Annotated in this window: 11 protein-coding genes; 10 read left to right on the forward strand and 1 reads right to left on the reverse strand. The window is 39.4% G+C overall.

Annotated features, from left to right (window positions below):
- The 3 genes from G6R09_RS09175 to G6R09_RS19860 all read left to right on the forward strand — a co-directional run.
- On the forward strand, positions 1-590 hold a 590-nt coding region (locus G6R09_RS09175), incomplete at its 5' end, for a zinc-binding dehydrogenase (protein ID WP_163921925.1).
- A gap of 349 nt (positions 591-939) precedes the next feature.
- On the forward strand, positions 940-2,196 hold the full coding sequence (locus G6R09_RS09180) for a dicarboxylate/amino acid:cation symporter (RefSeq protein ID WP_065167848.1): 1,257 nt from the start codon (positions 940-942) through the stop codon (positions 2,194-2,196).
- 303 nt (positions 2,197-2,499) lie between these two features.
- On the forward strand, positions 2,500-2,643 hold the full coding sequence (locus G6R09_RS19860; protein WP_181315014.1) for a hypothetical protein: 144 nt from the start codon (positions 2,500-2,502) through the stop codon (positions 2,641-2,643).
- A gap of 3 nt (positions 2,644-2,646) precedes the next feature.
- Here G6R09_RS19860 and G6R09_RS09185 read toward each other — a convergent pair whose 3' ends face one another.
- Entirely contained in the window at positions 2,647-4,962 is a 2,316-nt protein-coding gene (locus tag G6R09_RS09185; protein ID WP_163921928.1) for an ATP-dependent helicase, read from the reverse strand.
- A 214-nt stretch (positions 4,963-5,176) separates the two neighbouring features.
- On the opposite strand from G6R09_RS09185, the gene G6R09_RS09190 reads away from it, so the two are divergent.
- The 7 genes from G6R09_RS09190 (at position 5,177) to G6R09_RS09220 (ending at position 13,152) form a co-directional block, all read left to right on the forward strand.
- Positions 5,177-5,890, forward strand: coding sequence for a DUF445 family protein (locus G6R09_RS09190; protein WP_065167846.1), 714 nt, complete (start codon positions 5,177-5,179; stop codon positions 5,888-5,890).
- 235 nt (positions 5,891-6,125) lie between these two features.
- Positions 6,126-6,890: a metal-dependent hydrolase gene (locus tag G6R09_RS09195; RefSeq protein ID WP_163921931.1), complete on the forward strand. Its 765-nt coding sequence runs from the start codon at positions 6,126-6,128 to the stop codon at positions 6,888-6,890.
- A 218-nt stretch (positions 6,891-7,108) separates the two neighbouring features.
- Complete coding sequence (locus tag G6R09_RS09200) at positions 7,109-8,212, forward strand: phosphoribosylaminoimidazolesuccinocarboxamide synthase (RefSeq protein WP_163921933.1); 1,104 nt, start codon at positions 7,109-7,111, stop codon at positions 8,210-8,212.
- A 470-nt stretch (positions 8,213-8,682) separates the two neighbouring features.
- Positions 8,683-8,859, forward strand: a complete 177-nt coding sequence (gene torE, locus G6R09_RS09205; RefSeq protein WP_036794120.1) for a trimethylamine N-oxide reductase system protein TorE — start codon at positions 8,683-8,685, stop codon at positions 8,857-8,859.
- 43 nt (positions 8,860-8,902) lie between these two features.
- A complete protein-coding gene (gene torC, locus G6R09_RS09210) occupies positions 8,903-10,081 on the forward strand; it encodes a pentaheme c-type cytochrome TorC (protein WP_163921936.1) in 1,179 nt (392 codons plus the stop codon).
- A gap of 20 nt (positions 10,082-10,101) precedes the next feature.
- The gene (torA, locus tag G6R09_RS09215) at positions 10,102-12,570 is read left to right on the forward strand and encodes a trimethylamine-N-oxide reductase TorA (protein ID WP_065167842.1); all 2,469 of its coding nucleotides are present in this window, start codon (positions 10,102-10,104) and stop codon (positions 12,568-12,570) included.
- Positions 12,571-12,855: 285 nt separating this feature from the next.
- Entirely contained in the window at positions 12,856-13,152 is a 297-nt protein-coding gene (locus tag G6R09_RS09220; RefSeq protein ID WP_065167841.1) for a hypothetical protein, read from the forward strand.
- Positions 13,153-13,221: the final 69 nt, after the last annotated feature.

Raw genomic sequence — 13,221 nt, forward strand, 5'->3', positions numbered from 1 at the left:
GTGCAGTACTTAACACTGCGAAAGTTGAAGAAGGCAATACTATTGCTGTCTTTGGTCTAGGCGGTATCGGTCTTGCTGCTATCATCGGTGGTACTATGGCTAAAGCAAGCCGTATCATTGCGATTGATATCAACGAAAGCAAATTCGACCTTGCTCGTAAGCTAGGTGCAACAGATTGCATTAACCCAATGAACTACGACAAGCCAATTCAAGAAGTGATTGTTGAATTAACTGATGGCGGCGTAGATTACTCTTTTGAGTGTATCGGTAACGTTAATGTTATGCGTTCAGCACTTGAGTGTTGTCACAAAGGTTGGGGCGAGTCAGTTATCATTGGTGTAGCTGGTGCAGGTCAAGAGATCTCTACCCGTCCATTCCAACTAGTGACTGGTCGTGTATGGCGTGGTTCTGCATTCGGTGGCGTTAAAGGTCGTTCAGAGCTTCCAGGTATCGTTGACCGTTACATGGCAGGTGAATTCCAACTTGATGACTTCATCTCATTCAACATGGGCCTAGACGACATCAACAAGTCATTTGACCTATTGCACGAAGGTAAGAGTATCCGTACGGTTATTCACTTCGATAAGTAATTATCAGCCTTAAACGGCGCTATTCTCAACGTATAGCAATATACGTTGAGAATTATTTTTATTTTCACTTGTTCAATACCATACGCTAATGGATTAGCAATTAACTCATTAACGATACTATATATAATTTCACTTATACCTTATTTGGATACACATCTAAATCATCGTTAATTGAGAATGGCATTTGCCACGCTCTGGCATCACTGTCAGAGCGTTTTTATTTATATACATAATAATATTTATTACATTTCTTGGATTAGGCACTCTAATTATTAATAAGCCTTTAGTATTCCAAGTTCTTCTTTTTATATTCTCGTTACGAAACGAACACCGAACAGAGACCTTTTTCATGAACCGTCGTCTATTCAAATCGTTACCTTTTCAATTAATGATTGCAGCTCTATTAGCATGGAGTATTGCTTCTTTATTGCCATTGCATGCTGGTTTTGAGCAGTCAACTGCATTTAAATTGTTAATGCTAACCAAAACAACTTATATCGGCTTACTCAAAATGCTGGTTGGGGTTGTGGTTCTATTATCCTTATTACAAGGTATTACTAGCATTGGCTCAACATCACGTTTAAAAACATTAGGTTATAAAACAATTGCCTTTTATAGCTTAACATCAACACTTGCAATTAGTTTAGGTTTAGGGGTATCACTGGCGCTTCCTAAATGGCCACATTTAATTGATACAGCAGAAGTCACTGTCGGTAGTAATGTTCAATTGATTGATAATAGCTCTTCTTCTGGTGGTGCTATTGCAGAAAAGTTATTTAACATGGCCTTGGTTAATCCTTTTCAAGCGCTCGCAACCACAAACTTATTAGCGATTGTTGTTTTTGCCTTATTACTTGGTATTGCATTATTAGCTAGCTTACCGCCTAAGCATGCTGTTTTTGAACTTATTTCAGGACTTAACATTGCTATAAATCGTGTTGTCTCTACGGTAATAAAATTAGCGCCGTTAGCTGTATTTGCGATTGTGTTTCAATTTACCGCTCAAAGTGGCAATAGTATTTTTGGTGAATTGGCACTGTTTGCTTTATTAGTGTTTTCATTGACATTAGTACATGGCGGAATTGTATTACCTCTGCTTGCTAAAATATTTACCGGTATTAAATATTCAACATTATTTCGCGCATTATCAGCGCCAATGGCTATGGCATTTGCAACATCATCAAGCTCTGCGACACTGCCACTGTCATTACAAACAGCCCAAGAAGATTTAAATATATCGCAACCCACCAGCAGTATGGTCTTGCCTCTTGGCTCTATTATGAATATGGATGGTACGGCATTATTTGAAGGGGTCGCTGCTATTTTTCTGGCTCAACTCTATGGCATTGAGCTGGGAACATCAGGCCTAATTATGATTTTTATTATGGCAATGGTGTCATCTATCGGTGCGCCAGGTATGCCATCAGGATCCATGTCAGGAATGCAACTTGTATTACTTGCCGTCGGTATTCCGCTTGAAGCTATTGCGATATTGCTCATTATTGAACGTCCACTGGATACTTTCCGTACAGCCGTCAATGTTGAGGGAGATCTAATCGCCGCGTTAGTTGTCGATAAATGGCAAAACCAGTCAACAAAAGTGTGATCTAGGTCTTTTTTAGCATGTTATCGTGTTATTAAGTAATGACCAAATATTGCTTTGACTCTCATTTAACCCTGCCATAGAATTTACACATAATGACAACAATTGGTTACTTAAACCAATTGTTGTCATTAAATTTTTTAACATCCTTTATATCAATAACAGTACTGTTTACTCAACAGGCGATATAATGGAGCCATTGGAAGCTCAAGGACGATGTTAATTCTCTAATAATTTAAGGCAACGACTTCCCCAGTAGTTTTGGTGTTGTGGATTGCCTTATCTATAAATTAATAGGTTTTAATTATGGTCAAAAAATTATTACAGTCGTTCGGATTTAAAAGTGCCGAAACTAAATCTCGTCAACTTCGTGAACGACTTGAGTTTGCTATGCAACAAAATTTAGGTCAACGTGAGTCTCGCGCCAACCGTGCTAGCAATCATCTATAGGTGTTAATTATATTTACGCGCCTTGGCACGCGCTACCACAATAAGACGATTAAGTAGTACCTTTTTCTTAGCCGTGCCCGCTTGATTTAATTCACGCACAATACGTGATACTTCTACTTCCAAATACTTCATTGGTTTTTGTACCAAACTACGAACCAACTTGTCAGCATTCTCAGGCATAGGCTGTTGTAACGCCCACTCATAGCTATATACACTTTCCCCGGTCGCATTTGGCTCTGGTAACGAAATAGAAACCGCTTTAGGCGGTAACTGCATGTCATCAAAACGTGCTAATCGGCGATAATATCCCTGTACTACAGCTGATTTATGATATGGTAATTCACCCTCTTGATATAATACCGGACCAATCTCTTGCGCTACATCAGCCTTTGATTCAATGATAAATTGACTGGCATTTTTATCCTTACGCACATACTGATCTTTTTTAGTATTTTCGACTGTATAATAAATTTTCGCACTCTGTTTTGCGCGTGTTATTGCCACATAGGCAAGTCGACGTTCTTCTTCAGTATCGGCAGAAATGCCCAATGCAGACCGGTTTACATAAGGAAAAGCATCTTTATCCCAATAAGGTAAATGAACCTGCGTATACTCACAGCCTTTAGCTCTAAATATCGTGGTTAATTGAACACTGTTATTATTTTGAGTCTGATTTTCAGCCGCTGATTGTTGAGTATAATATTCAAAATACTGCAATGCTTTTTCACAGTTTTGATCCATCGATTCAAGCACAGTTTCAACACTGTCTAAGCGCTCAACCGCCTCTTCAATTTCCGTCGCTGTTGCTTCAGTTTTCCAAATCCAAGTATCTAATTCACTGTCACGCCGATACTGCCTGTAAACAGCTAATGCTTTAAAATTGCCTTTCCGCTGTAGCATTAGCAATAACTCAATCCTATCTGTAAACGTTTCTAGATTTAATGTTGGTTGAATTTTTTGGGTTTGTTTTATGACAGCCAACCATTCAGAGCTTGGTCGGTGCGCTAGAGCCTCACACAAAGGGCGTAAGCTTTTATTCGGCACATAACAATGTGGGAATGATAATAAGTTAAACAACAAATTTGCTTGCTCATTATTGGCTAACGTCAAAAAGCGTCCAGTTGCCAATACCATAATATCCATTAGTAATTTAACTTCACGGCTATGAGTTAGCACTGAACCAATCGGCATGTGGTAAGGTATTTTCTTGGTTAAAAAAGCAAGTTCAAATAGCATTGCTTGCGACCAGCGCCGGACTAAAATAGCCACTTCTGCTGGTTGGCCACCCTGCGCAATGAAATCAGCGACTGATTGCGCAATTTCTCCCACTTGACGCGCAGTTCCGATAACATCAACCGTCGTATCAGCAACGGACTCATGAGCAATAGTTTGAAAGTCATGAAAACGCTGTTTATTATTGGCAATCAAATGGCTAGCGGCTAACGCTAAACTATGCCCAAAGCGAAAAGTGTGTGACAAACTATAAGTAGTTGCAGGCGCAAAATCTTGTTCGAAATTAAGCATAAATTGAGGTGCACTGCCGCGCCATTTATAAATACATTGATCAACATCGCCAACAGCAACTAATTGGGCTTGTGGCGACAACAATAATTTTAATAGCTGATATTGAGCGGTATTTATATCTTGGAACTCATCAACCATCATAAATTGAATTTGCTGATGGTAATGTTTCTGTAACGCGGGATCATTATTTAATAACTGGATTGTTTCAACCAGCCAATCATCAAAAAATAATTGCTTACGCTCTTTGCGGACCGTCTCAAAATTCCAAAAAGCTTCAATAATAAATTTATATTCACTGCTAATTTCAGACAGTTCAAACACTTCTTTTGGAGGTAACATATGTGCTTTTACCAGTCCAATAAAGCTCATCAGTAATTCAATGGTACGTGGATCTTTAAACTGCTGCTGTTTTTGATACGATTTTTCTTGAGCTGCCATTTGTCGCAATATCAGTTTAGCAATGGTTTTATCACTATCACCATTATTAAAGTCAATTTGGTAACCCGTCGCCGCTAAATACCCAGATTGTCTCAATAATTGAAAACAAAAGCTGTGAAAAGTATGCACAGGTACCCGTTCAGCTAACGGTATTTGAGCTAACTTGGTTTTAAAGTCGGTTCGAATATCGCGGTTGAACATCAACACCAGCATATTTTCAGCTGCTATCGTCTGTAATTTATGCTCAACAACACCGACTAATGTGGTTGTTTTCCCCGTTCCAGCACCCGCTACACATAGCGCATTACCTGACTGATGATAAATAAAAGCAGTTTGTTCAGCTGTAAAACGGGTCATTAACAATACTCAGTAGACAATAAATGCATAGCGAGCGAGTATAACAATTGCTATCTGAAGTTTAAATCGTAAAGCCGCCATTAGCATCAGCAAACACAAATGTAGCGTAGGTCTATTTCTATCTGTTAGAATTTGGCTAATTATAAATGGCAACATGCTATTTCCTGACCCAATGACCGTATCTCTCGGTGTTACAACGACTAAGAATTACCACATGTTAAAAAACAAAAGTTTCATGACCAACGCCCTTTCGCTATTACTGTTATTCATTGGTTATATTACTAACAACCACATTATTCTTTACTGTGGTTTATTTGCCTTTTCAGGTGCATTAACCAACTGGCTTGCTATTTATATGCTGTTTGAAAAAGTTCCCGGTCTATATGGATCAGGCGTTATTCCTGCCCGTTTTGAAGCCTTTAAAGCAGCAATCAAAGCATTAATGATGGAGCAGTTTTTTACTCAACAAAATATCAGCCGCTTTTTAAAACAAAGTAATGTTGGACCTGCACAATTAGACATGCAACCTATCATTCAAAAGATCGACTTTGCTCCAACGTTTGATTCATTATTGAATGTGATTATGGACTCATCATTTGGCGCTATGATCACCATGATGGGAGGAACGGAAGCGATGGAACCATTACGCGAACCGTTTATTGAAAAAATGCAACAATCAGTTACCGATATCAGCCAACAAGATAACTTTAAACAAGCACTCAAAGAACAACTTAGCCAACCAGAATCGTTAGGTGATATTGAAGGGACTATCGAAGATATTATTGATCAACGTCTCAATGAACTTACCCCTAAAATGGTTAAAGATATGGTTCAAAAAATGATCAGTGAACACCTTGGATGGCTAGTGATTTGGGGCGGTGTGTTTGGTGGCGTAATTGGTATCATTTCAGCATTAATTACTGGCTAATATTGATCGTTATCAGTCGTATTGTTAATAATCGACAATACGACTATCGCTGAACTTTTAATCGTGCACTTTGCTCTCTCTTTACTCTTCCATTATATATCGACAATAACGGTGAAAATGGCTCTTTTTTATCCAGTCAATTTCATTTATTACACCAAAAGTGTGATAAATGTTGAATAATGATAACCAACAGTGATAAATACCTGTATATGTATCCAGTTGGAATTCATTTTTCTTGGCAAATTTCTCAACCCATTTCACGGTTGCAGCAATTGTTAGTGGTTTAACAGCAACCACGCTTTTATCTGCAGACCATATTAGCCCTAGTATTGCACTATGGATGACCTTTTTTGGCACCATTGGTGGGCTTTTACCTGACATAGATTCAGACCATTCAACCTCAATGAAAGCCTTGTTCACGCTGTTAGCGGGGTTTTGCTGTTTTATACTTGTCAGCCATATTTACACCCAAGTCGCAATGCTAGAACTGATTCTTTACGTTGTATCACTATTTATTACGATTCGTTATTTTGGCAAAACAGTATTTGATCGCTGCACGGTACATCGAGGTGCATGCCATTCCATCGCATTTGTCACCCTTATTGCTCTATGTTGTGTACATATATGTGTCTTGCTTGGTCACACGGCAACCGACAGCTGGTTAGCAGGTGGGTTTGTGCTACTTGGTGGTATAGTTCATTTAGCATTAGATGAAATATACAGCGTTGATCTGTCAAATAAACGCCTAAAGTCATCATTTGGTACAGCACTTAAACCGTTTGCTTTTACCAAACCGTTTATCAGCCTAGCTCAAGTTATTGCGATTGTAATTTTATTTAATATCGCTCCTAGTTATGACGGCGCATTACACGTCATCACCAATTGGAGCCATTTCCAATTTACTCCAGTCTGGTTCAATATTGAAGACACAAAACAGTGGCTATTGCATATGTTTTATATTACACCCCGTGATTTACATGCCTTTTATCAACGATTTTAACTTCTCTTAATCAACTCATTCCTCATCATGTTAAGTACAATACTTCACTATTGTACTTACGTTTTATTATGATACGGCACTCAAGGCAATCGTTTGCTTTTTTGCTGGTAGTCCAACAATGAACCTAGTATTATGCCCAATAAGATGAGTGATTAAGCGACATATTGCCTTAAGCACTCTGTATTTCGATGCCATCGTTTTGAAATAGGAATTTCACCATGAGCCTTGCAAATCAAGTTCTTGCCGTCAATGACGACCTTCCCATCCGTACCGATAAACCCGTCCATAGTGGGAAAGTACGCTCCGTTTATTGGTTAACAGAAGCAGATAGCCGTCGTCTTATTCAACAAAAAGGCTATAACGTTCAACCTGATGCTCCTTTAGCAATAATGATCATCAGTGATCGAATTTCTGCATTTGATTGTATTTGGCATGGTGAAGGTGGTTTAAAAGGTGTTCCTGGTAAAGGGGCTGCACTCAATGCAATTTCAAACCATTGGTTTAAACTATTTAAAGATAATAACTTAGCTGATAGTCATATTCTCGATATTCCTCATCCATTTGTTTGGATAGTACAAAAAGCGAAGCCTGTAATGGTTGAAGCAATTTGTCGTCAATACATCACCGGTTCTATGTGGCGAGCATACAGCAATGGTGAACGTCATTTTTGTGGGATAGAGCTACCAGAAGGTCTAGCAAAGGATCAAAAACTTCCTCAACTACTGATGACGCCATCAACCAAAGGTATTCTCAAAGGCATTCCAAATGTTCCTGAAGCTGATGATGTTAATATCACTCGAAAAGACTTAATCGATAATTACCAAGCTTTTAATTTTCGCCACCCTGATGATATTAATGTCTACGAAAAACTCTTAGCTGATGGCTTTAATGTCATTAGTGACCAATTAGCTAATTTAGACCAAATTTTTGTCGATACTAAATTTGAGTTTGGTTATGTTACAGACACCAATGGTGACGAAAAACTAATTTACATGGATGAAGTCGGCACACCAGATTCATCACGTATTTGGGATGGCGCAGCCTATCGTGATGGGCAGATTGTTGAAAACTCAAAAGAAGATTTTCGCCAAGTGTTATTAAATTATTTCCCTGATCCTGATATTTTATTAAATAAAGAACGGATGCCTGAACGCTTTGCATTAGCGAAAAATAATGCATTGCCTCAAGAAGTATTAATGCAAATTTCTACAATATATACCAGTATTGCAGAAAAAATTACCGGTAAAGCAATTGTCTTAAGCCAAGATCCTAAAGCCGAAATCATTGATATTTTACGTCATCAATATCAGCTTATTGATTAATATTTTTGTAGGGGGCTATGCCACATGTGCGCCATAGCTCTCTTGTTCTAATACTAATATTCTATTCATATTTCCCTTACCATTATTGTTTAACATGCTTTTTTATTTACACTATCCCACCATCAAATAACCCAACCCACACAACCATAACAACCAAGAAAAATCGCACAAAAAAACCAACCAAACATCAACATTTACATCGAAAAACCCAACAAGATCACAACACCAACAACCACGAAACCCTGCAAAAAAAACAAACAATCACACTTACTATTTCACTAACTTTCACATAACCACTTTTACCATTAACAATTACTGTTAATGTCAAAAAAATACCATTTTATCCGTAAAATAATGCATTTATTAATTGAATAAATACAGCAGTCTACTTTATGATCACATTGCAATTAGAATTGATATAAATATTTATAAGAACTCATTTTTTACATTTAACAATCTCAGGAGGTTTTATGAGCAGTATTACTGATCCTACTGCCAAGAAAACACGCAGCCGCGAATGGAAAATGTTCCTTTTTATTACCATTTTTCTTTTCCCTATTTTAAGCGTCATTTTCGTTGGTGGTTATGGCTTCACCGTATGGATGTTGCAATTGTTTGTCTTTGGTCCTCCCGGTCACGGTGGTTGATTTCCTACTTTACGCTGCAAGCATCATATAAAGAGAAACAATAATGAAAGCATTTTTGAAAAGAGCTTGGCTAACCCTATCACGCCCAAGTGTTCATATTAGCCTCGGAGTCCTCGCTCTCGGTGGTTTTGTTGCAGGTATTATTTTCTGGGGCGGGTTTAATACTGCACTTGAAAAAACCAATACTGAAGAGTTCTGTGTCAGTTGTCATGCTGACAATGTTGTGCCTGAATACGTTAATACTATTCATGACAAAAATCGCTCAGGTGTTAGAGCTACATGTCCTGATTGTCATGTACCCCATGATTGGACTGATAAAATTTCTCGTAAGATTCAAGCAAGCAAAGAAGTATTTGCTCACTTTGCAGGCTTTATCGATACCCCTGAAAAGTTTGAAGATCGTCGTATCGTGCTCGCTCAGCATGAATGGGAACGATTTAAAGCCAATGGCTCACAGGAATGTCGTGATTGTCACGATTATAAAGGCATGGACTTTGAAAAAATGTCACCTGTTGCTCGCGTACAAATGAAAAATGCCGCCGAGCGTGATCAAAGCTGTGTTGATTGCCATAAAGGTATTGCTCACCACTTACCCAAAGATATGGACACCAGCGGGGGCATGATTTCAGAGTTAGTACAACTGTCACACGGTACTGACTACAGCAAAGGTGAACAAATTTACAGTGTCCGTTTCTTACCCGTTTATGAAGACAAGGCTATGAAAGTTGAAGCCGGTATTCTAAACCCAGCTTCTGGTGTAAAAGTCATAGATGAAACCGATGATGCCATTGAAGTTGAGATTGCTGGTTGGCGTAAAGATAAAGGCTATGGTCGTGTAATTCAGGAAGACTTTGGAATGAATATTCCTGTGGCCTCTCTGCTTAAAGAATCAGCACAAAACGACAAAGTCGTTGATAAATATGAAGAGAAAGTCGATGACTTAACCGGTCTTCCTTGGCAACGTGTAACAGCAAAAGTGTGGATGCCTAAAGATTCATTAGTCAATGACATCACACCGGTATGGGCGCAAGCAAAAACAGCTTACACCACTAACTGTTCTGTTTGTCACACACAACCAGCTGAAGGCCATTTTGATGCCAATACATGGCCAGGCATGTTTAACGGTATGTTGGCATTTGTAAACTTTGACCGTGATAGTGAAGCGATTGTGTTGAAGTATCTACAGAAACATTCTTCTGATTTTTCTAATGGCCAACACTAAGCGTTGATGGAGTAAATACTATGTCTGTATCAAGAAGAAGTTTTCTTAAAGGTCTTGCGACAACAACTGCAGCGACTGTTATCGGCCCAAGCCTACTCGCATCATCAAAAGTGTTTGCAGACGATCAAATTGGTCAAGGCACGTGGCGTTATTCTGGTTCTCATTGGGGGGCTTTCCGCGCTCAGATCTATGCCGGGAAAGTACAACAAATTGAAGCGATTGAAATAGATAAAAACCCAACCGAAATGCTAAAAGGCATTAAAGGAATTATCTATAATCCATCACGTGTTCGTTATCCTATGGTGCGTCTAGACTGGCTTAAAAAGCACAAGTTCAGCGGCGAAACTCGCGGCAACAATCGCTTTGTCCGTGTAACATGGGATGAAGCCTTAGATCTGTTCTATCGTGAGCTTGAACGTATTCAAAAAGACTATGGTCCATGGGCGCTACACGCAGGTCAAACTGGCTGGCGCCAAACCGGTCAATTCCATAGCTGTACTAGTCATATGCAACGTGCTGTGGGTATGCATGGTAACTACATCACCAAAGTTGGCGACTATTCAACAGGTGCGGGTCAAACCATCATGCCTTACGTGCTAGGTTCGACCGAAGTGTATGCTCAAGGTACATCATGGTCTGAAATTTTAGACAACAGTAAGAACATTATTTTATGGGCTAACGATCCGGTTAAAAACCTTCAGGTCGGTTGGAACTGTGAAACTCACGAGTCCTACCCTTACCTTGCGCAGCTTAAAGAAAAAGTGGCAAAAGGTGAGATCAATGTTATTTCAGTTGATCCGGTTAAAAACAAGACTCAACGTTACTTAGAAAACACCCATCTATACATTCACCCACAAACTGATGTGCCGTTTATGTTGGGCGTAGCGCACACGCTTTACACTGAGAATCTTTATGATAAAGAATTCATCAAGATGTATTGCTTGGGCTTTGATGAGTTCATTGGTTACGTAACAGGCGAAACCAAAGACAAGGTTGAAAAAACACCAGAATGGGCTGCAGAAATTTGTGGCGTTCCCGCTGATCAAATTCGTGAGTTTGCTCGTATGCTAGTTAAAGAGCGTACTCAAATTCTATTTGGTTGGTGTATTCAACGTCAAGAACACGGCGAACAACCTTACTGGATGGGTGCGGTTATTGCGGCGATGGTTGGCCAAATTGGTTTGCCTGGCGGCGGTATATCTTATGGTCACCACTACTCTGGTATTGGCGTTCCATCAACAGGTTTTGCAGCACCAGGCGGCTTTCCACGTAACGTCGATGAAGGTCAAAAACCTAAATGGGATAACAATGACTTTAACGGTTACAGTCGTACTATCCCTGTTGCACGCTTCGTTGACTGTATTTTAGAACCCGGCAAAGAGATTAAGTACAACGGCTCTAAAGTCATTCTTCCAGATTACAAAATGATGGTGATAAGTGGTAACAACCCTTGGCATCACCACCAAGATCGTAACCGCATGAAGCAAGCGTTCCAAAAATTACAAACTGTGGTAACGATTGATTTTGCATGGACAGCAACTTGTCGCTTCTCTGATATCGTATTACCTGCATGTACTCAGTTTGAACGTAACGACATTGACGTTATGGGCTCATACAGTGGTCGCGGTTTAATTGCGATGCAAAAATTGGTAGATCCGTTATACCAATCAAAAACTGACTTTGATATTTTCACTGAATTATCACGTCGCTTTGGTAAAAACAAAGAATACACCCGTGGTATGGATGAAATGCAATGGGTTAAAATGCTGTATAACGATTGCCGTAAAGCTAATGCAGGCAAATTCGATATGCCTGAATTTGATGTATTCTGGCAACAAGGATTCCTTGATTTCGGTACTGGTAAACCTTGGGTTCGCCATGCGGATTTCCGTCAAGATCCTGAAATCAATGCTCTGGGGACACCGTCAGGCTTTATTGAAATCACCAGCCGTAAGATTGGTCGTTACAAATACGAACACTGTCAAGAACACCCGATGTGGTTTGAAAAGACAGAACGATCTCATGGCGGGCCTGGTTCTGATAAACACTCATTCTGGATGCAATCTTGTCACCCCGATAAGCGTTTGCACTCACAAATGTGTGAATCAGATGAATTCCGAGCGACTTATACCGTTCAAGGTCGTGAGCCGGTCTACATAAACCCCAAAGATGCTGCAACTAAAGGCATTAAAGACGGCGATGTGGTAAGAGTATTTAATGATCGTGGTCAATTACTTGCTGGCGCTGTAGTTACAGATAGCTATCCACAAGGTGTGGTGCGTATCGAAGAAGGTGCATGGTATGGTCCATTAAATGAAAAAATAGGTTCGCTTGATACCTATGGCGATCCAAACACATTAACCATGGATATTCCAACCTCAGAATTAGCTCAGGCTACCAGTGCCCAAACCTGCTTAGTAAGCATTGAGAAATTCACAGGCGAGTTACCCCCAGTAACAGCCTTTGGTGGCCCAATAGAAGTAAGTTAATCTCGTGATCTTAGTGTGATATTTAAGCCCTCGTACTCTTCATTGATACGAGGGCTTTTTTACGCCAACAAATCATTGTGATTTGCAATCATCAGCATAAATTAAACCCTCACCAGCAACATTATTGTGGAATAAGTGTATCAAAAAAGAGACATTTGCTTATTTTTTGTCAAACTTATTATGCACATATTGATCAGTTGTCATCTGTGAGCGAAAATTAACTTATAAGCATGGAGGTTTATAACAGTTTTATTTTATAGATATTTGATTTGAAAGGTACATACTATGTCAGGTTTTTCTTATCCCCATACTTGCCCATTAATTGACAAACAAATAGGTCGAGCAAAAGGTGATCTAACCACTTATGCGCGTGATTTATTACGTTCTTATAATATTGAAATCAGTGGTCAAGAGATGCGACTTGCTGGCGAAGAGTTATTTAGTGCACTTAGCGATATTTTTGAAAAAACACGCAAAACAAATGAAGATATGCGTACAGAAGCACACAAGCAAATAGTGGCGCTTGAAGCCGAAAATATGGAGCTAAGGGCATTATTATATTGCCAACGTATGGCAAGTTAAATGCCGATTATTTGCCTTATAAAACCCATAAAAAAGCCACCGCGAACGGTGGCTTAGTATGCTTACTGC

The organism is Photobacterium sp. Alg240-V54 (assembly GCF_900537155.1).
Lineage (GTDB): Bacteria > Pseudomonadota > Gammaproteobacteria > Enterobacterales > Vibrionaceae > Photobacterium.